This is a genomic window from Amycolatopsis samaneae (assembly GCF_039541975.1).
GTDB lineage: Bacteria > Actinomycetota > Actinomycetes > Mycobacteriales > Pseudonocardiaceae > Amycolatopsis > Amycolatopsis samaneae.
This window is the reverse complement of sequence record NZ_BAABHG010000004.1, coordinates 77,973-101,025: the sequence shown is the minus strand read 5'-3', so window position 1 is coordinate 101,025 and position 23,053 is coordinate 77,973. Positions and strand designations below refer to the sequence as shown.

Annotated in this window: 1 protein-coding gene (running past one end of the window); it reads left to right on the top strand. The window is 71.3% G+C overall.

Annotation, left to right across the window (positions count from 1 at the left end; translation table 11 throughout):
• Positions 1–23,053, top strand: partial view of a toxin glutamine deamidase domain-containing protein gene (locus ABD987_RS11085; protein ID WP_345390166.1) — the 3' end only. It extends 53,468 nt beyond the left edge of the window; the window shows 23,053 of its 76,521 coding nt (coding positions 53,469–76,521); the start codon falls outside the window, past its left edge; its stop codon occupies positions 23,051–23,053.

The window sequence follows — 23,053 nt, the reverse complement described above, 5'->3', positions numbered from 1 at the left end:
GGACGAAAAGCCGGAGCTGAAGACGGAAGACGTTCTCGCCCGGCTGCCCGCGGAACTGCGGGAAAGCCGTTCGCTCGCCGGGGGCGAGATCATCGGCACGAACCACCGGCCGCGGCACACCGAGGACGGCTCGGCGGTCGGGCAGGTCTCGGTCACCCGCGTGCTGGGCCGCATCCTGCCCTCGGCGGAATGGAAGCGGCTGCCCCTGCTGGAGCAGCAGATCCTCACCAACCCCGGGCCGCTGGTCGGCGAGTGGAAGGAGCGGCTCCTCACCGCCAAGAACGGTGACCACTACGTCCTGTGGGCCCGGATGTACTTCGACTTCGAGCATCCGGACCTGAAGCTGCTCGGGCCCGGCGCGCGAGAGGCCATGACGGCGGTCGCCAAGGGCAAGCGGAAGTTCGAGACGGAACACGCCACCTGGCACGACAACACGTTCGCGCCGACGCTCACCTCCTCGTCGCTGCCCGGCGCCGTGTTCACGGTCCAGCCCAAGGGCGGGCTCGAACCGGACCGGCAGCTGGTCACGAAGTCCGTGGACGAGCACGGCGACAGCCGCGTCGGCAAGGGGGACAAGGGACATCTCCTCCAGGTGCCGGCCCGGTACGTGTTCTTCCTGACCGACGCCAAGGGCCGGGTGATCGTCTCGCCGGAGACCGACGACCGCGGCCGCGTCACCGAACTCGGCGAAGTGAACCTCAAGACCTCCCTGGAGCCGATCGAGCCCGACCCGGCCCCGCTGGTGCTCGACCACGCGCCCGGCGGCCGGATCGGGGAGGTGGACGAGCGGGGCCGCGCGGCGCTGGCGGCGGCGGGGGTCCACCGGCTGGAGCCGGGGATGTCCCTGCCCGGCAAGCCGGTCGTCCGCGACGTGATCCTCCATCCCCTGGAAAACGGCCCGGACTTCTTCGAGCAGATCGCCGCGCTGATGTCCCAGGAGTTCGGTGGAAAGCTGGACAAGACGCTGGGGAGGCTGTCGCACGGCAGGCAGTTCCTCCGCCAGTTCCTCAGCCGGGACGACGTCCGCGCGCACTTCGCCGAGATGGCGGTGACGACCACGGATCCCACGCCGCAGCAGGGTGGCCGGCGCACTCCGGAGCTGTACCGGGGGACCAACCGCGGCGGGGTCGAGATCTTCACGCACGTGACGTTGCTGGAAATGCGTCTCGTGCCGGTCTACTACGTGGTCGCGCCCGAGTCGTCGATGCAGGTCACCGAGGCGGCCAGGGCCCACGCCGAGACGGTCGACGAGGCGGGCGTCGAATACCGGAAGGGGCTCAAGATCGCCGCGGGCGCCGGTGGCGACGCCGGGGTGATCACGGTGGTCGGCGGCACCGTGATCGGCCTGGAGCACGCGAGCCAGCACTCGGGCTCGCTGTCCCGCTCGGTCGCGGTGAAGGACAAGCTGGAGACCACCGGGCCCGCTCGCCCCTACTCGGTCGTCTACCAGCCGCAGGTGCGGCTGATGGGCCGGGGCTGGCGGACCCTGCGGGGCGCGGTCACCGGTCGCCTGCGGCAGCCGGCGCACCAGCACGACGGCGCGGGCACGCAACTCGCCCCACCGGTTTTCGAGTTCAAGCGAGGAGACCAGCGGGAGTTCTTCGCGCACTCGGAGCGGTGGTCGGGTCCCGTCGCCGACCGGGCGGAGTACTTCCCCGAGGAGGGCGTCGGCGAGTGGTTCTACGACACGGCGATGCCGCTGATGCGTCAGCTGCCGCTCCGGCGGCCGTGGTATCTGGGCCGGAAGCGGTTCCTCCGCCCGTTCGACGACGCGTCGTTCAAGGGTGGCCTGTCCCCGCGCGCGAAGCTCCTGACCGGTAACAACGACGAGCTGGCGCAGCGGCTGGATTCGGACGAGCTGGTGCGTGAACTCTTCACGTCCCGCGAAGGCGAGTACCGGTTCCCGATGACGCACCGGGGCTTCCTGCACGTCTACCAGTACCAGGTGGTGGTCAACCGCGTCTCCGGTGAAGTGCGCGACGGGCCGCTGGTCACCGCCGAGGAACTCGAACGCGTGCTGCGGGTCAAGGACCGGGAGGGGTCCGTCCAGCGGAGCGGCACGGAGACCACCCTTTCGTTCGGTGTCCAGGCCAGGATCTATTCGAGCTGGGGAATCGTGCCCGTGTACCTGCTCTTCGGTCCCACCTGGGAGCGCAAGATCGCCAGGTCGCTGGAGTTCTCCCGCGAGTCCGGCATCCACGTCGATCGACGGCTGGCCGCGTTCCTGAAGAAGGACGGCAAGTTCGGCAAGCACGACATGCGTGTTTTCGAGCAGGACAACACCTTCTCGATCCGCGTGTTCGCCTCGCGGAAGCAGAACGCCGGGCTGCGCAAGTTCGTCTTCGGCCTGCCGGGCCGGGGGCTGCCGGTGTGGCGGGAGATCACCGGGGACCTGGACCGGAGCGGGCTGACCAAGACGGTCCCGGCGCGGTTCCTCGTGCCCGAGCACCTCACCGGCCGCGAGCGGCCGGAGCGCGAGGAACCCGTGGTGGCGGCGCACGAGGCACTCGGCGTCGTCCCGGCCGCGCTGAAGCCGGGCGCCGGGCACGAACTCGACCTGGTGCGGATCACCGACTTCCTCGGCGACGAGCAGCTGCGGGACATGGTGCTGGACCTGTTCGAGCGGTTGAGCGAGCACGATCCGATCGTGCGCTTCCAGCTGGGCCGGATCCGGCAGATCGTGACCGACCAGCTTTCCCTGAGCGGACTGAAGAACGATCCGCACCTGTTCACCAAGATCAGGACGATCACCGGCGCGGCGCACAAGCGCCGTCAGGGCATCCAGGAGTTCTCGGCCGACCTGTCGTTCAAGCCGGTGAAGGTGCTGAGCTGGAGCGCCCTGCCGACCGAGGCGCAACAGCTCACCGTGGAGCGGCAGCACGGCCGCGGCGTCAAAACGGAACGGAAGTGGGGCAACGTCTACCGGCCGTTGCAGACCGCGGTCGTGTTCGCGCCGAGCGGGAAGGGCGCTTCCGTGCTCGGGGGCGCCGAGGGGGAGCCGTCGGGCACGCGAGCGGGGTTCTTCGGCTCGGTGGTCGCCACGATCTCCCCGTTCACCTTCGGCAGCGGCAGGTCGGTGGCCCACGGTTCGAAGGCCAGCGAGCTGGTGTCGGCCGCGGAGCAGTCCGAGCCGGTGTTCACCGCCGTCGTCGAGGTCGAGGTGCCCGGTACCGCGCAGCGTGAGCACACCAGGCCCTGGACCTTCGGCTTCACCCGGCCCAAGCTGACCAGGGCCGGGGCCCGCCTCGTCACCCAGGCGGAGGTGCAGCTGACCCGCCGGCAGCTGTACGCGCTGCTGACCGAGGAGCAGCGGGAAGCCTTCCGGGCGGGGCAGCGGAGGTGGAGCCTGGCCTTCGGTCCCGACTTCGACGCACTGCTCGGGGCGGCCGGGCACCGGAAAGCCACGCCACCGCGGCTGAGCCTGCCGACGCCCGCCGCACTGGCGGACGGCGGGGCGACCCGGAAGTCGCTCGGGTACGGCTGGATCGCCGACCGCGTCGACGCGAACGTCGTCAATCTGCTGCGCAGGCAGCTGGAGGCCACGCTTGGCAAGAAGAAGGCGCACCGGCTGCTCCCGCCGCACTCAGTGGTGAAGGGCAACCAGAACCAGCGCAAGATCACCCGCCTGCTGTCCACCCTGAACCAGTCGAGCGCGAACATCCTCAACGGCGGTGACCACGAGCCGATCCGGCTCACGGACTGGTTGAGCGGGGAGACCTACGACGTCGTCGTGACCGGTGATCTGTCCGGGGTCGCCTTCGAGCGCATCGAGCACCACGGGCCGACCAAGGTCGAGCGGCAGGCGCCGCTGGAGCGCAAGGCCGCCCGGGTGGTGCACCGGACGTTGCTGAACCTGTTCCTGGCCACCCGGTGGGGCTCGCGGTTCAACGAGCAGGAGGCGCACGAACCGGGCAAGCCGCTGCCCACGACCGGCCAGGGCCCCGGCATCGGGGCGTTCGGGTTCGGGGGTGCCTGGCTGACGCAGCTGGGCAACCGGGCCCGCAAGAAGGCCTATCCCCAGGCCGAGGAACACGTCGAGACCGCGAAGGCGGCCGGCGCGATGGCGTCCTACACCGGGAAGTTCGACCAGCGGATCCGGATTCTCCGGCATGGCAAGGAATACGCCTCGGTCCGGGACGTGCGCCGGGTCTCGGTCAAGCAACATCCTGCGGAGTCCGACCCGGCGCCAAGACAGGATCGCCTCGGGCAGGTCGACAAGCGGGGCAGGACCGTCGTGCATCGGGGCTGGAGCCGTGCGCGGCTGGACGAATGGCGCCGGGCGGACGAGGACGGTGACCCCGTGCTGTCCCTGCCGGACAACGGCAGCTCGTGGACCGAGCGCCTGTTCGCCGACGTGGACGAGCTGAAGCGGTCGGCGATCGAGATGCTGACGTCCATCTGGGGCGAAAGGGCGATCACCCCGGACGTGCGGCGGGCGATCGACTGGGGTTTCAGCCCGCTGCGGCTCGCGCCGTTGCTGAAGGCGAGTTCGGACGCCGGGATCCCGATCGAGATCCCCGGGATGCACCTCGAACTGCACACGCGGGCGCTGCGCAGCAGGTTCGCGAACCTGGCGCAGATCGACGTCAGCAGGACCACCAAGATCAAGGACAAGTCCGAGTCCGAGGTGACCACCGGGAACAGCCACGAGCTGAACCGGCCGGGGCTGAACGTTTACGGCGGTTCGCTGCACCCGGAGGGTGCCGACAGCCGCAGTGAAGGCAGGCACTACTTCGGCAGCAACATCGGCAACACCGTCAACGACAACAAGGCGATCCGCGCGCCGGAGGCCTCGACGCTCACCCAGTCCGGCGTCCGGCGCGACGACCGGTCGAAGGCGCCGATGTCCAAGGAAACGGTGGGCAAGAAGGAAAAGCTGTCCCAGGGCAGGCTCGTGGACCTCGGCTGGGCGCTGGTCGCGGCGAAGACGGACGGTGGCAGGCAGCCCCGGCCCGAGAAGGTCGACGTGTGGCGGCTGCCGACCGTCACCGACGCCGCGCGCGTCCGGATCCGCAACGACGTCGCCGAGGAGCTGACCGGGAAGAAGCTGCCGGATTCCCTCAAGGACGCCGCGAAGGACCTGCACGAGAAGAACGAGAAGTGGACCGACGCGATCGAAGCGCGCAACGGCGCCGAAGAAGCGCTGCGTGACGCGGGGAAGGCGCTGGACGCCGCGCAGGAGACCGAACGCGAAGCCAGGACGAAGGCGGTGCTGGCACAGCGGGCCGAGCGGCAGGCCAGGAAGGTCCGGAGCACGGCGGCCGCCGGGACCCGGGAGGCCAGGGTCGCGGCGAGCCGGAAACGCGAGGCCATGGTGCGGGCCCGCCGGGCACGGAACGTCCGGGCGGAGGCCAGGACGGAACGCGAGCGCAGGACCGAAGCCTTCGAGGAGGCGCTCGAAACCTGGTCGACGGCCCAGCGGACGGAGCAGGAGGCGATCCAGGCCTACCACGATTCGCTCCGGAAACACGCGCTGGAAACCGTCAAGCAGTACGAGCGGGACGCCGAAGACGGCGTGTACTCCGCGATCGAGCGGACGACCGCCGAGATCGAGAAGCTGGAGAAGGAGGCCGGACGGATCGAGCAGCGGGTCGAGACCGCCCGGCGCGCGGCGGAGCGCCTGCGTGAGCGCGGGGGCCTGACCAGGGGTGAAGCGCTCGGCCAGGTCGGCGAACCGCGGCTGCGCGCCGAGCACCGCGCGGTCACCGCCCGGCTCCGCCGGGCCAGGCGTCAGCTGGTCAAGCTCGGGACCGAGCGGGACCTCGTCGAGGAGACACCGCTGGCGGGGCATGGTCCGGGGCGTCGTGCGCGACTGGACGAGGTGCGGCGGCTGCGGACCGAGTACGACGTGAGTTCACGACGGCTCGCGGCCAGGGAACGTGCCGAATCCGAGGCGAAGCGGCGCGTGCTCGACGTCGTTTCCGAACGGGTGCGGTCGGGCGCGACCACGGCGGCACGGGAAGTCGAATGGCACCGTGCCGAGGAACTCGCGAACGGGTACCGCGCCGAACACGACCGCCTGCACGCGCGGCTCGTCGAGGCGGAGCGCCGGGTGGACGAGCTCCGCGGCTGGATGACCGCCGAGCCGTCCCTTTCGGCGGAGGCCGTCGCGGGCATCCGGGAGCACATCGGTGCCACGCGCTGGGACCAGGCCGTCCGCTCCGCCGAGGCGAAGGCCCTCGACCCCGACCAGTGGCGGGACCGGGCGCGACAGCGGCTGAACCTGACCGACCTGCGGCCGAGGGGCGGGGCACGGCAGGTCACCGGCACGGCGGCCCGGCACCGCGCGCTGCAACTGGCCGAGACGATGATCGACGTGCTCGCCCACCAGCTGGCGCGGGACGCGATGGCCGCGAAGTACGCCGAGGACGAGGGCCCGGCCGTCCAGCTCGCGGCCATTCTGCGCGAGCGGTACCAGGAGCGGCTCGACACCGGTGCCTTCCACGACACCTGGTCGATGAAGATGTTCTACGACCGCCACGACGGCCGGGACCGGCTGTTCACCGAGGCGCGGTCGCGGCTCGAACGGCTGGGCGCCGACAGCTGGCACGAGTACCGGAAAGCACGGACAGCGGCGCGGGAACTTCTCGGTGAGGAGTTCCTCGGCCAGGCACGGGACGAAGCCGAAGAGCGCTTGCTGCGGAACATGGTGAACGTCGTGGCGCACCAGAACGCGGACGCGGCCGCTGCTCTCGCCCGGCAGCTGAAGGAGGAGTTCGAGCGGCTGCGTGGCGAGGCCGCCACGGTCGAAGACCGTCGCGCTCCGCTGGCCGACGAGCTGGCGGCGGCGATCAGGGACCAGGCGGAGCGGCGCCGTCGGGTCGAGCTGCGGCAGCCGAACCTGTTGCGTGCGGAGAAGCGGGAAGCCGACGCACGGGACGCCGTGCTCGCCGGGGTGCGTGACGGCTCGCTCGTCCCGGGTGTCGAGCTGCCCGGCGAAACGCGCTGGATCCTCGCCGAGACCGGGCTGGCCGAGTTCCGCGCGGCGCACGAGACCAGGTACGGCGAGCTGATCGCCGCCCAGGCGAAGCTGCGCGGCCCGCCCGAAACGATCACCGAAGACGACGAAGGCCGGAGCGAGGAACACCCGGCGGCCCACCGGGTGCGGATCGCGGACGAGGTCCAGCCCGGTATGAAGCTGCGTGGCGACCACGCCCGGCTGACCGGGGTCAACCCGGCCTACGCCGAGCGTGCCGCCGAAGGCGAAGCTCCGCGAGGATTCCGGAAGCTGATCGCGAAGCTGACCCGGTTCGGTCGCCGGATCTTCGCGCGCGCGGCCCCGGCGGGGCGGCCGGTGGACAACTGCGCGGCGGCGGTGATCGCGACGTTCCGGAGTCTGGTGGACGGGGTGACCCACCTCGCCGAGGTGACCGGTGCGGTGGACGCGACGGTGCTGGAGCGGTGGTTCGGCTCCCGCTTCGAGCGGGTCGAGGGGTACGAGCCGATTCGCGCGGTGCTGGAAGAAGCGGGCCCGAACGCGCACGGCGTCGTGCTGGTCCGGCGTGGGGACGCGGTCGCGCACGCGTTCAACGCGCATGTGGATCCCGGGGACGGGCGGGCGTATTTCCTCGACGGTCAGTCCGGCCGGTACGCGGATCTGCCCACCGGCGAGGACGTGCGTGTCTGGTTCATGCGGACGGCCGACGCGGTGGTGGACGGGGTGCTGCCCGAGCGGGCCGAGGACGGTCCTTCGCTGGTGGAAGGCATCGACGCCGGGACCGGGCGTGGCGCGGCAGGACAGCAGCCGCACCCGCTTCCCGCGATCGACACGGCCGTCGACGGACCGCTGCTGGGCGAGCGTGCCAGGACACCGGATCCGCTGGTCCCCGGCTGGCAGGCGAACCTTTCCTTCACCGGCGGCCGCCCCGGCTGGTCCGGCGATGACGAAGCGCGGCTGACCAGGTTCGTGGCCGACACGGTGGGTGTGCTCGCGCCGCGGATCCGGCAGGGGCACCGGCTGCCGGACATCACCGTGCATTTCCGGGTCGCGGGCGCGAAGCGGGCGTTCCCGGAAGCCGAAGAAGTACTGAAGCACCGGGCCGAACTGGAAGAGGTTCTTCGGCAGAAGTTGCTGGCGGCGCTCGCCGGCAGCGTCAGCGCGCCGGGGCTGGGCTACGACGCTTCCGAGGGGAAGTGGAAGGTCGACACGCGGAAGCTTCCGTTGTGGATCGACACCACGACGTCAACGTACGCCGGTTCCAGCTACGTGGCCCTTTCCCTGCACGAATCTCCCTATCCGCCGGGAACGGAGGCGGCCGGGGTCCTCACCGGTCCGGGGATCTACTTCGACTACGTCGACTACGGGAAACTGCTCCCGGCCGCGCACCGGCATGTCCGGGAGGCGGCGGATCAGCTCTTCACGCTGCGGCGGGCACGGGCGTCGGAGGGCAAGCGTCTTCCCCGGCTCAGGTTCGAACTGCACTTCGCCAACGGCGTCTCCGGCCCGCGTGTCCGCGAGGTCACCGAACTGGTCAACACCGAGGTCGGGGCGGCACTGCCGACGGACTCCGGCCTGACGCTGGAACAGGCGATCCGGCAGCACACCAAACTCGGGCCGAAGAGGGGCTCCAACAGCCATCCCACCTTCCTCCACGTCAGGATCGACGCCCCGGACGGCCCGGCCGACACCTGGCCCGCCGCTCCGGTGGGGCCGGTCACTCCGGCCGGACCCGCCGGTCCGGCTGTCCCACGCTCCGCCGCTCCGGTCACCCCGGTTACTCCGGCTGTCAGTACTCGGTGGGCGGCCATGCCCGCCACCACGGGAACGTTCGGGATCGACTCCACCGGCGTGACCGTGCCCGGCCCGGGTGATGCGGCCCTGAAGGGGTTCGGCAGGGCGCTGGCGATCCTGCTCGCCGGGTCCGAGGTCGCCGTGGGCGGGGCCGAGGGGGTGGAGTACCCCGACATCCGGGTCCGCGTCGGACTGGATACCGGGAGTCGCGCCGAGGACAACCGGCTCGAAGACCTGGTGCGGGCCAGGCTGTCCGAGTCCGTCTTCGCGTGGATTCGCCGGCCGGTGCGGGCGCTCGCGGCCACGGCGGCGAAACTCCGGGAGGCGAACGACCTCGGAAGGGCGATCGAGGTCGAGGAAGCCGCGCGCAGGCTCGAGAATTCGATGGATCTTCGGCATCGGTCGGAGGCGCTCGCGGCCGCCGGGGAACACCGGGAAGCCGCCGTTCTCGCCCGGAAAGCGGAAGAGGCGCGGGAGGCGGCACAGGGTCTCGTCCCGGTGAAGAACCTTGTGGAAGCGGCGAAGAACCTTGAGCTGACTTGGGTCTTCACCCGTACGGGGTCCCTGCCGGCCGGTGGGTTCACGGTGGAAATGCTCGGCTCGCCGCGCCGGGAGCCCGAGTATTACCGGAACGCGCGGGGAACCGTGTTCGAAAAGCTGATCGGCGGTAGCGCCGAAGTGCCGGCGGCGGTGCGCAATCGGGTGGCCCTGCGGGCGAGTGGGTTCTTCGGCCGGTGGGGTCCGGTTGCCGACGCGTCGCGCCCGAGTCTGGTACTGACGGTCGACAGCGCCGGTAGGACCGGTGAGAGCCGGCGGGCGAAGTTGACGAGCGTGGTGCGCGAGGGTTTCGCCGCAGGGGTGCGGGCCGCGGGCGGGGATCCTGAATCGCCCGCTTCCCAGGCCATGATCGATCGCCTGCTGGCCCAATCCGTGCGCGTCGAGGAGAATCCCGTCGGCAGCACGTCGACTCCGGGTCTCATCCTCGCGGAGCGACCCCCGGGCAGGCGGTCCGGGAGGCGGGGCGGGCCCGAGGTGCCGTCTGCCTCTCGGAGGGAACCTGGCGCGGGGCAGGGGGTTTTCGACCTCGCGATGAACGAGCTCCCGGCTCCGCCGGAGCGGCGCGAGCCTCATCCGCTTCCGGTGCTGGACATGGCGGTGGACGGCCGGTGGCAGGGGAAGCCGGGCAGCGAGGCGGGCAAGGCCCTGGTCAGCTGTCAGGCGGGTCTTTCGCTTTCGCCCCTTCGCGGATACGAGTGGGAGCCTGATCGGGATTCCGAGGTGGGCGAGTTCGTGGTCAAGGCGGTGGATTTCCTGGCGCAGGCGATCCGGGACGGGGCCCCTCTGCCGGAGCTGGAGATTCACTTCCATGACAAGAAGGAAAGGCTCACGCATCGGGCCGGAGTGGAGCACCGTTTCGTGCAGCGGCTGCTGTCCGCGCTCGCGGCTCGGGTCGGCCGGGTCGAGGGGTTGACCTACGACGATTCCACGGCGGAGTGGCAGGTCGACACGGAGAAGCTCGAACTGTGGATCGACACGGACGAGACAGTGGTGGGCGGCCTCAAATCCAGTCATATCGAATGGAATCTGTATCGTTCCCCTTATCCGCAGGGGGTAACGGAAGCCGATGCTTTCACCGAGGAAGGCATCTACCTCGGCCTCCGCAGGAGTGGGTTCATCGCTTCCGCGCCTCGGCACCTCCGAGCCGCCGTGCGGCTGCTTCTCGGTCTGCCTGCCTCGGGCGAGGAACGACGCGGCCGGGTTCCCGTGCTCCGGATCGAAATCCACGATCGCGGGGGGCCGGGTGGTTCGCAGGTGCCCGCCAACCAGGTCGCCGACGCCACGGCACTGGTCAACGCGGCGGTCGACGCGGAAATCCCCGAAGGTTCCGGGCTGACCGTGGAACAGGTGATCCGGGAAAACACCAGGCTGGGACGGCGGAACACCGTCGGTCGCTATCCCAGGTTCATGTACGTCAGGGTGGTCGACCCCGGAAAGTCGCCGGCCGAGGTGGCCGGGGAGAGCGGCCGGGACGCGATGCCGGTTGTCGACCTGAGCGTGCCGTCGGCAGGCGTGGCCGCGCCGAGTCGCCGGACCACGAGGAGTCGCCGGGCCGCGAGGCCGGCCGCCGACCCGGGTGCGCCGCCGGTCACCGTCGCCGAGGAGGAACGGTGGGCCGCGATGCCCGCCGTGGAGGGCGATTTCCGGCTTTTCGACGGTGAGGTGGCGATGTGGCTCGGTGGTGCCGACGCGGCGGTGCGGGACTTCGGGCGGGAACTGGCGGTTCGCGTCGCCGGTAGGGGTGCGGACGAGGACGTCGAGTACCCGGATGTCGTGGTGCGAGTGGGCTTCGAGGACAGGGGCCACTTCAGGGACGAGGATCTTCGAGCACATGTGCGGGACGTGCTGAAGGAGCTCGTCACCGCGCCGCTTCGGCAGCCGGCGCGGGTGCTGGGAGCGACGGCGGCGAACTTCCGGGAGGCGGGCAGGTTCGAGGAGGCGGCCGGGCTGGAGGAAGTGGCGCGGCGGTTGCGGGAGGCGGCGAGCCTCGACCAGGAGGCGGAAAGGCTCAAGGACGCCGGGAATGTCGGGGAAGCGGTGGGGCTTGCCAGGCGGGCGCACGGTCTCCGGGAGTCGGTCGACAACGTGGTGGCGCTACGGAACATCGCGAAGGCGGCGGAGAATCTTGAGCTGACTTGGCTCTTCCATGCTGCTCCCTGCGTCTCCGACGGAAAGTTCACCATGGAGGCGCGCGAGTCCCCGGCGCGGACGTCCGAGTCCTATCGCGACTCTCGTGAGCCGTTGCCCGGCGACTTCGTCGACCCTGACTCGGACACCTTTTCGGTGGCGGTCCGGAATCGGGTGGTGTCGCGGGCGCAGGGGTTCTTCGGCCGATGGCTCGCGGGTGGCCACGGAGCGAGGCGGACGCTGGACATTCCGGTCGTCGGTGGTGGCGCTCGCGGCGAGCGGCGGCGGCTGGCAGTGGAAGAGGCGGTGCTGGAGGGGGCGAGGAAGGCACTGCGTGCCGCCCGTCGGGATCTCCTGTCGGAGGAGTCGCAGGCACTCCTTCGCCGCGTCGCGGATCTCAACGACGATTTCGTGCGTGTCCGGCAGGCTCCCCGGGAGCGTGGTGGGCTGAAGTCCGGTTTCGTCCTGCGAGAGCGAGACGTCGTCGAGGAGATACCCGACTCCCCGCCGGTCGAGGTCGCGCCGGTCGAGGCGGCGCCCACGCCGGAGCCCTCCAGCGCGTTGGATGTCTTCGACGCACTGGACGAGGCGATGGAGCCGGCACCGGGCCAGGAGTGGTGGGCGGCCGAGCCCGCCGGGGTGCCGGGCCTGCCGGAGACGGGTGAGCGTGCGCCGGTCGAGTCGGACGCGGCGTTCGACGAGTTCCTGAACTTCCCGGAGGACGCGGAGCAGCCGGAGCAGCTTCCGTTCACGGGATGGGGCGAGGACGGCCAGTTGCCGGACTGGGTGAACTTCGACGACGTGAACTTCGACGACTTCGCCATGGACGTCGATCGCGCGTGGGACTCCGGCGAGGACTCCGACGCGATGTCCGGCATCGAGGCCGGTGCGCCGCCGCGCGTCCTGGTGCGGTCCGGGCGGAAGCTGGACGGGTACTACGCGCCGCTGCGCGGGGTCAACGGGGACAACTACGAGCGGAGCCCCGACGACGGGTTCCGGACGAACTGCGTGCCGGCGGCGGTGGCGACGTTCCTGACGCTGGCGCTGGGGCGGGTGCACCGGGCGGGGCCGAGCGCGCCGCGGCCCGTGACCGAACTGGAGAGGGTGTTCCGGGCGCGGTTCCGGAAGTCCGCCGGATTCGACGAGATCCGGGAACGGCTCGAAGCGGAGGGCCCGCACGCGCACGGCTTCGTCCTCGTGCGGGAGGGCGAGGGGATCGCGGACGTGTTCGACGCGCACGTCAATCCGATCGATGGGCGCGCCTACTTCCTCAGCGGCCAGATCGACCGCTACCTCGACTCGTCCGCCCCGCACCGGCTGAGTATCTGGTTCATGCCCACCGCCAAGGCCCTCCCGCACCACGCGTTACTGCGGAGCCGCCCGACCGACGAGCCTTCGGTGGTCGCCGGGATCAGGGCCGGTCAGCCCGGCTCCGCCGCCACCACCTCGCCCGCGGTGTCCGGTTTCGAGTCCGATGTGGAGCGGAGCGACGCGCCGCCCGCCGGACAGGGCGTCTCCGCACCGGACGCGGCGTGGGTGCGCGAGATGTTCGCCGGCCTGGACCAGCGCGCGGCCGACGAGTACCGGCGCGACGGAAAACTCGGCGAGCATCGGTCGCAGGGGCCCCGGTTGTTCGGCCACACCGCCGTTCCCCGCGTGCCCGGCGCGCTGGACGTCGATCCGCGGAAGCTGACGCTGCGACAGACCTGGGGGCTGCTCAAGCACGCGGACATGCTCGGCTCGGCCCTGCCCGACCGGCGCCCGACCCCGGACGAACTGGACGAGGCGGGCGAGGACGTCCGGATCCTGGAGTCGGACTGGACCGATCGCGATCTGGCCGCCTTCGACGCGCTCCCGGAGCACGTCCGGACCAGGACCCGGCTTCCCGGTGCCCGGGAGATCGCGGTCGCGCACTTCGACATCTGGCTGGGCGGTCCGGTCGACGGCGGTCCGCGCACGGCCGCGTTCGTCGAGGGCGTCACCGCGACACGGCACAAGTTCACCGGGCCGATGGTTCTCTTCACCGACGTCCCGAGGGCGGACGTCGAGCGGGCACTGGCCGGACCGGGGACGCGGGGCGACCGGCTGGACGCGGTCCGGCAAATGACGCGGCTGGCCACGCGGCTCGGTCTCTGGGTGGTCAACGTCGACGAGTTCCCGCTGGGCAAGGTGTTTCCCGGCGCGGTCGAACGGATGCTGCTGGAACGCGTCACGTCCGGCCCGAACGGCTACGTCCGGGCCAGTGACGACCTGAGGTGGATGCTGGGCTACCTGCTCGGCGCCCTCTACCTGGACGGCGACGCGGTCCTGCGGCGGCCGAACGTGTTCGAGCGGGTGCACGAGTCCGAGGACGGCTGGGCCATGCTGGTCCAGGAGACCGACCGGCGGGAAGACACCGGGCAGCTGATCAACAACGACGCCTTCCTGCTGAGCCGGGGACATCCGGCCGGGCTGCACGCGATGGCCGTGCGGGCGGAACAGGCCGGAAAGACCCAGCTCGAACTGTTCGGGCAGCGAAACCACGATATTCCCGCCGACCTGTTCGACCGGAAGGACGAAGAGGCCTACTGGCCCGACCACGATTCGGTGATCGAAGGGGGAGGACCGGGTCTGCTGCGCGGAATCCGGCGGAACGTCGGCCGGCTCCCGCTCCTGCCCGCGGTCGGCGGCGGGGGCGCCCTGTCCTGGATCGCACCGGCCGGCCCCTCGGCGGAAGAAAAGATCTCGCGGGCGGACCACGCGCGTTCGGCGGAACTGGTGGCGAAGGTCGCCGACGTGCTGATCCGGTATCTCCACCGGCGGCCGAACGACATCTACTACCCGGCCGTCCGGGATCTCGTCGCCCGGCACGAGGATCCCGAGCTGGTGCTGCTGGCCGCGACGACGTTCGTCGCGAGCGTGCCGGCGTTCCGCGCGCGGGCGGTGTCGGTGACCTACGCCGAGTTCCGCCGGGGCGCGTGGCATTCCGTGGCGGCGGACGCCACGGTGCGGGAGCTGTTCGACTTCACCGGCGACGGCCCGCGTACGTGGCGTGGTCACCGGATCCGGTCGGCGACGTTGAAGGTCCCGCCGGCCGGGTTGCTGCCGGACGGGTTCGGCATCGGTGGCTGGCGGGACGCCATGGGCCCGGTCGACGGCGATACCGCGCACGAGAACGGGATCCCGGCCGCGATGGCTCGCTGGGCGACGACGGGCCCGGCCCGCGAGTGGTGGCTGCCGGGCATTCCGGTGATGTCCTCGGCGGTGGAGTACCACCAGGCCACGTACCGGCGGCAGCGGGAGGCCGCGACGGGTGAGCCGATCTCGGCGGAGGCGGCGAAGGAGCTCGTCACCGGCACCGGTTTCGCGCGCGTGCCGGGCGGTCTGGACGCGCTGGTCCTCGCCCTGTCCGGGAAGCCCGGCGCCTCGGCGGTGGTGGCGGGCAGGCGGGACGGCGACTGGTCACGCGCCTGGAACCTGCTCGTCGGGGACAACGGCCGGGTCGGCCTGGTCGACGTGCTGCACACGATGTGGCCGCACCTGCGGATGGAGGACGAGCTGCGCCGCGTGCTGTCCGGCTACGACGAGCTGTACGCCTCGGCGATCGACGTCACCGGCGAGCCGCTCCTGACCGGACCCGAGGGGGAACGGCCGCGCTGGGATCGGCACTTCCTGCTCGGCACGGCCGCGCGGCTGCGGTTCGCCGAGGCGGAAGACAGCCCCGCGGTCAGGGAAAAGCGAGCGATCCAGTCGGCGCGGCTGCGTGCGGTGTACCAGCGTTTCGACGCGTCGAAGGCGGACGGCCAGGAACTGGTCGCGGTCCGGGCACTGCTGGGCGGGCTCGGCCTCGAAGCGGCCGTCGAAGTGGTGATCCTGCACGCCTGGGGCGGCCACGAGGCGCTGAAGCGCAGGCTGCCCGCCGGCCTGTCCGCCGACCCGGAGGAGTTCGTTCCCGCGGTGGCGAAGGCCATCGCGCTGGACGTGGCCGGGTCGTTGCGGTCGCCGCCCTCGGAGGACGAGGAGGACGCGCGACGGCGGCTGCTGGCCGACGCCGGGAACACCGTCCGGACCGTGTTTGATCCGGACCTGGTGCGGGCGCGTGGCCTGTCCTGGGACACGCTCGCGACCATCGCGGCGGACGCGGTGTATCGCGGCCAGGCGAAAACCGTGCTCTCGGCGCTGGAGACGCTCGCCGAGCGCCTCGCCCCCGAACCGCGTGGCCTGCCGGAGACGGTGCGGGCCACGGAGACGGCCGCCGACGGCCTCGCACGGCCGCCGGGCGGGTGGACCGGGGACGAGGTCCTGTCCCGCGCGGAAACCCTGCGGTGGTCGTTCCCCATCGAGACGTGGGACGCCGAGAAGGACTCCGACGTCCGGCAACTCGTGGAGAACGCGGTGGCGGACACGGCGCCGGGTGTCCTCGGCGGCCGCGAGTTCCTCGAAACCGAGCTGGGGCAGGTCGTCGCGAAACTGGCCGCGCACGAACTGGTCGCGGTGGCACGCGAGCACGACGTGGACCTCGCCGTCGCCGCCGCGGCCGACCTCGTCCGGGAACTCGTCACGGATCTGGCCGGTCTGCCGAATCCCCGGCACGTGAGCGCCGCCGCCTTCGGGGACCCGGACGACGCTCGTGCCTGGAGCGACGTCAACGTGGCCCAGCTGCGGCCGATCGCGTCGCTCCTGCACCTGCCCGGCGCTCTGCGGCACCACCCCGACTACACCGCCTTGTCGGCCTACGCCACCGCGGCTCTGTACAACGCGACGAAGGACGACGTCGAGTACACCTTCGAGCCGACCGCGAAGAACTGGATGTACGGCGAGAAGAACCGCGTTCAACGCGCGTTCGGCATCGCGAAGTTCGAGAAGTACCACGCCGGGGAACAGGGCCTTCTCGACGTCGCAGACGGGCTGGACGACCACGAGGCCGGTATCGCCGTGGCGAAGCAGGACAACGGATCGGACTACTTCCTCGGCGTCTGGAAGAACGCGCGCGGTCAGGTGCGCGTACTCGACGCCGTGACCGGGCTGCCCGCCGCACTGCCGACCGGCGAGTACGAGTTCGGCCGCGTCGATCCGGGCAGGCTGCGTGACGGGCTCGTCCGCCTGCCCTCGCTCGAACCCGGCAGCGCCCTCGACCGGGATCCGCGGGGGCTCGTCAAGCGGCTGGTCGACGGTTCCCGGCTCGGCAGGGACTCGCTGGCCGACGCCGGTACACCCGCCTCGGCCGCACGGCCACGACTGCTCGGCGGCGCGCCCCATGGCGTCCCGGCGAGCAGGCCGGATCGCGACGCCGAGGCGGCGTTCGCCGCGTTGCCGGAGGAGGAGCGCCAAGCCGCGTCGCGACTGGTCGCGGCGTTGTTCGAGAACGTGTCCGATGTGGACGAATCGCTCGTCGTCGCGCACGCCGTCCGGCTGGCCGGGTGGGCGGCGGAACCGGGTGACATCGCGGACTTCCTGGAAATCTGGAACGCCCCGGACCTCGCCGCGCTGCGGGTGCGGGCCCAGGAGGGGCGTGCCGGCCACGCACCCGCCGCCGGTACGGCCATCGCCGCCTTCCGGGACTTTTCGGATCTGCGCAAGGCGTTTGACGAGTCGTCGAACACCGCATTCGAAACGGACACGGTGAAACAGCGTCTCCCCGAGGCGGAACGGCGTCTGGCGTTGCCCACGGAGGCCCGCGCGCATTTCCCCCGGGTGGGCGCGGTCCGTCGCGAGTTCGCCGAGATGGCGGCCGCGGTGCTCGACGAACCGGACGCGGAAAGCCGGCTCGAACGACTTCGGGAGCGCTACGCGGACTGGGCGAACACCCTTGAAGACCCGGCGGCCGAGCAGGCGAAGCACGAGACGTTCGAGGAGGAGCTCGCCGAGGCGAGGAAGTGGTTCGCGACGTTCCGGACCGAGGAGCTGGACCGGGCGCGGGCGGTGGTCGAGGGGGTGTTCGACCTCTCGCCGCGCAGCCTGCGGGAGCGGGGCATGCTTCGTGACCTGGTGGATCTCGTGGTGCGGTGGTACGAGGATCCCCACACGCCGGACGCCGGGGAGGTGATCGACGATCTTCGGCACCAGTTCCGGAAACTGCGCGACGACGTCGATCTGCCGGAGCCGGTCGCCGTCGAACGAGCGCTGCGGGCGCAGCTCACCGTTCCCCTCGCCGAGGCGAAGGCGGTGCTCGAGGCCCTTCCCGAGGCCGAGCGAAGGAAGGCATACCAGCTCGTCGGTGACGACCTGCCGGGCGACGGACGCTCCTTCGCCGTGTCCGGGGCCAGGGTGGTGCACGCCGCGCGCCTGTACCGATGGCACTCCGGCGCCGACGCCTCGGAACGGGGACTGCGGGAGCTCCTGGCCGAGCCGGTCACCCGGAACGTGCGGACCTGGCTCGACGAGCGCCTGACCGGGCACGCGAAAACCCACGCCGAGTCGATCGAGCGTTCGCCGGGCTGGCGTTCGATCCTGCGGGAGGCGGTGAACGAGCTGGGCACGGCCGTGTCCAGCGAAGTGGCGTGGCGGCGGGAGAAGGCCGACGAACTGCTGTCGTCCGCGATGGAGCGGGTGGGGTTGCCCGGTGACCTGGCGCGGCGGTGGCTGCGCGCGCGGCCGGTGCTGGTGGACCTCCTGGCCGTCGAGATTTCCCCGCTCGACAGGACGGCCGGCGACGAGCACTTCCGGCGGGCCGCCGATCGCCTGGTCACGAGCTGCGGGCTGAAGCGATGGGAAACCGTGCGCGACGCGCGTGCCTGGCTGGACGCGTTCGAGCCGGACGCCGCGTTCGTGCACGACCGGGCGCGGCTGGCCCTGCACCAGCTCGAAGTGCCCGCCGAGACCTGGGCCGGTGCGAAGGAACTGCTGGGAAGTCCCGTCGGTGACGCCCCGGTGGCCCGCCTGCGGACATCGATGGTCGGCGTCGTCGCCTCCTGGCTGCACCGGGGCATGGCCGGGGACGAGATTTCGGGCCGGGTGGGCTGGTTGCGGGAGGAGACGGCGGCGGTGGGCAGCCTCCGCAATCCTCCGGTCGCGGTGCGGCTGAAGGAAATCGCGAAGGTGACCGGAGCCGGCTACCGGCCGGCGACGCTGCCGGGCCCGCGTGGGCCGGCGCCCGACGCGGCCAGGATCCACGCGCTGCGTGAGCGATGGAGCACCGAACTCGACGCGCTGTGGGAACGCGTGGGCGGCGAATGGCACTGGACGGAGAACGGACAGCGGGAGGGACTGGTCCGGCGATTCGGCACCGCGCTCTTCGGCGAGCTGGCCTTCCCGGACGAGCCCGCGCGAGAACTCGTCGAGGATCTGTTCGTGGCGCATCTGGCCCACGACAGCTGGGACCATCCGCTGTCGGCCGCGTTGCGCGCCGGTGCCGAGGAGATCCTCGGCCCGCACCTGCCGCCGCGAGCCGTGACCGGCGAACTCGTCGGGTCGTTCTGGCGTGTGCCGTGGTGGATCACCGAGTTCGACCGGTCCGGTGCCGGTGTGGCACACCGGATGCGGGACGCCGAAAAGCTACTCGCCCTGCCGCCGCTCCCCGCGCTGGACGAGGAATCCTTGGCACAGGCCGAACACCTTCGCTCGGGGATGACGGAGCTCATGGCCTACGCCCTGCTGCGCGCCGGGGTGCGCCCGGGAGCGGAGATCCCCGAGGACTCGCCCCTTCGCGAGCAGGCGAACACCTACCGGGAATCGGTCTACGAACTCTTCCTGGCCGGAGGGCCTTCCGAGGATTCCTTCCAGGAGGCCGTCGCGCTCCTGACCGGGATCTTCGAGGGCGCGGAGAACGCGCATTCCTGGTACCGGCGAGGGAACGACCACCTCCGGCGGACGCACCTCCGCGACGACGGCTTCGCGGCGCTCGGCCTGACTCCGGGCGCGGGCCGTAGCCCGATGGAACGGTTGCTGTTTCAGGACTTCGCGGATGCCATCGGCTACCGGCTGGACCTGGCCAAGGGATTCCGGGAGGTGGCCGCCGCACGCGCGGCGTCGGTCGCGACGGCCGTGCTCGGCACCGCACCGCCCTGGCTGGCCGGACAGCTGGCGCTGCACCTGGGTGGTCCGCGGCCGTCGGACGCCGAGGTGCGGAACGCGCTCCTGACGGTGGCGGAGGCCGATCCCGCGTGGTTCGGGAAATGGCGTGCCAAGGGCGTCGAGTGGCTTGGCCGGTCGGGCGAGGAGTGGGATCGTACGGGCCGCTCGGCCGCCATGGACTGGTTCGCGGCGGTCCTGGGAAACCGTCTTTTGGCGGGGCCTCCGGCGCGGACCGCCCCCGCCCGCCTCGACACGACGCGCGAGCTGGTGTCCTCATTGGACATTCCGACCTGGTCGGACCCGCTGGTCGAGCGAGCGACCGCGAGGAGCGCCGCGCATCTCCAGGAGACGCTGGCGGCCATCGGGAAGGCGGACGACGGGGACCTGCGCCGCTGGCGGGAGGCCGGGGAGGCCGTGCTCGGCAGGCGTCGGCACGAGGCGTACCCGCGCGCGGCCGAGGTGATCGGCTTCGTGGCGCTGAACTACCCGGGCGAGGCGCATGTCCGGCACCTGACCGCTGAACTGCGAGCGGAGTTCGGCACGCTGAAGAACCGTTTCGCTCTCGGGAAGAACCTGGGGCCCGCGTTCTTCGACTCGGTGAGGGAATCGCTGGATATCGACGACGACGTGAGTTCTTCGGCGGATTCGAGCGATGGCGAGAGTGCAGACGCGGAGGCCGACGAGAACGCGGGCCCGGAATCCGACGTGGGCTCGGAAGCGGCTTCGGAAGCCGGTGAAGAGCCGGAAAGCGAGCACGGCTCGGAAACCTCGGAAGAGGGGGATTCCACTCTTCCGGCCGATCCGCTGGGAGCGCTCGCCGAGCTGGCGGGGAAGGCACGCACGCGACTGAACGCGCTGTCGCCCGAGGAACGGATGCGAGTCGGGGTTCGCGCGGCCGTCCTCCTGGGCCCGCTGCGGGAAACCGAGATCGGCGACCCGGGACGGGAGGAGCGGGCCGAGCGTTACGGGCAGCTTCGTGACGTCATGGCGGATCTGCTGAACGCGCCGGACCTCTCGCGGGCCATCGCGAAATGGGATGCCAGGGAACCGCTCTGGTCCTCGCTCGAAACCTGGTTCACCGAAGACGGGGAGGAACGCGTCCGGATCACCGGGGGCTGGCGCGAGCTCGTCCGGCGAGGGGAATGGCGCAACGCGCTCGCCGAGGTGGAGACACGCCGGCAGGAAGACTTCGAACACGGTGTCGCGTACCTTCGCGCGGCGGGCAGGCGAGGCAAGGTCCCCGCTCTCGAGATCGTGGCCGAGTTGTTCGGCGAACGCCCGGCGCCCGACCCCCGATTCGGTCCGCTGGCGATCGACCAGGCACGCGTGTGGCAATTGATGGAAGCGACGGTCGCCGAGGCGCACACGGATCCCGAGCGGCCTGCCCGCGAACTGGTCGGCGCGCTCCCGGAGTTCGACACGCGAGCGGTCCCGGCGGCCGAGCGTCGTCTCGCGGCCATCGCCGGCCGGGACGGCGAGGACACGGTCACGGCCCTGCTGTCCCGGGCAGCGGAACTGCTCGGCGAGTACGAGGGCGATCACCGTGACGACGTCGTCACGGTGATCGCGGCGACGCTGGACCCGCGCCGGGCGGAGATCCTGGCGGGCGAACTGCGAGCCGAGTTCGAAGAACTGCGTGGCAGCTGGGAACCCCAGTACATCTACAGCACCTACCTCGGCCGGTTTTCGGCCCAGCTGAACCGCGACCGGCGGGAACTCGACCGGTTGGCCGCGGCGCCGCCGAACGGCCCGGCGAGGGTGCGCGCCCTGCGAGCGGGCGCGAAGCTGCTGCTCCCGCAGCTTGCCGAAAATCCCGGGTGGTCTCTCGCGCCACTCGCCCGCATGCACGACGACCTGGTCACGCGCCTGGCGGTCCTGCTCAGCCAGAGCCCGCACGGCGACGACCTGGTTCGCGCCGGCCGCGCGGCGTGGACGGACAGCACGCTGGCGAGCATGCTCACGTTCACCGATCGCCTGTGGACGACGCACAAGTACGGCGAGGTGCCGCTTCCGCCCGCCGATTCCTACGACACCTCGGTGGCGGAGCCCGTCCGGCGGCGGGCGGAGGCCGGGTTCGCGGAGGCCGAGCGTCACCTCGAAGCCCGCGTTTCCGACTTCCGGGCACGACTCGACGATGACGTGCGGCTCGGCGAAGCGGCACTCGCCGGCATCACCGACGACGACCTCCGCGCCCGGCTCCAGCGGGAGACCATGGCCCGAGTGCTGGACTACACCGCTTCGACCGGTTTGGCGGCCAATATGGGGGAAGTGCGCGACGGTGTCTGGTGGCGGGTCGGAATCGACGCGGACACCGCGTATGAACTGCAGACCCTGATGGCGACGGTCGTTTTCCCGAAGGTCCTGCGACTGCACGAGCTCGGATCGGGTGCGGAACCGGCGGCCGGGATCGAAGCCGCGCGTGCCCGGATCGAGACGGAGATCGTCGAGCGGCTGCAGGCCATGCACCAGGGCACGTCCGGTGCCTGGGACTGGGGTTTCGCCAACCTGGTTCAGCATCTGTCGGCCTGGGAGGACACCCGCCCGAACCGGCGGGAAGAACACCGTCCGCCGCGATACAGCCCACCGGACGCTCCCGGCTATCAGCCGGGGAGCCGAAGCTCGGTGGCGTCGGACGAAAACGCGTCAGCGGGTCGATGGCCCGCCGCGGCCGCCGAGGCCGCGCGATCGCTCGGCGAGCACCCGGGGGAGGCGGCACAGTGGCGGGCGCGGGCGCGCCGGGCACTCGGTGCGCTGCCCGGCGAGGATCTTTCGGCGTATGCGGGCTTCGTCGATGTCGTTGCCGAGGCGGGACGTGCCGGAGCCGTGGCGGACGACGGGGGCGCGGCGGCGAAGGCGATGGAGGCGGCTGTGGCCGCGATCCTGCTCGACCTCCTGCTCGGCGACAGGCTCGGCAGCGCCGGAGACACGAGTGAGCTGTGGTCCCGGGTCCTGCACTGGCACGCCGAGGCCCTGCGGACCGTGCCGGAGGAGGCCGCGACGCACTGGCGGCACGAAGTGCTCCCGGCTCTGGTGATGATGACCGCCGATCGTCCGCGTGCGGACGAGGTGCGCCGTCGCGGCGCGGGCGGGCACCTTTTCCTCGACGCCCTGGCACATCTCGCCTACCAGGACCGGGGTCTGGAACTGCCGCTCGTACGAGGACAACAGGTGTTCGCCACGATCGCCGAGCTCGACCTCGCCGACCACGTGACGCTCCCCGAGCCGGGCGAGCACGGGGACGCCGCGCAGCGCGCGGCCGACACGCTGTTCGCCAACGCGGCGCTGGACGCCGCGGACGACGACGGGCCCGTGCTGGTCCCGGACAGCAGGGAAGCGCTCGCGGTGACCGCGAACGCCGCCCGCTTCGCCCACCAGAAGTTCGGCAACGCGGAACTGTGGGACCTGCACGATCTGGCGAACGACATCATCGACGAGGTCTTCGGCATCGCCGAAGACGCCGATCAGCGCCCCGGCTACCTGGCCGACGTCAACCTGGTGATCTGCGAGCAGCTCGCCCGTACCGCGCTGCGGAGCGGGCGAGCGGTCGGCGACGAGGATCTCGAACTGACCGAGGCCTACCGTGTCGCCAGGCTCTGGTACCGGCGTTCACGGGCTTTCCCCGCCGAAGGGACACCGTCGACGTGA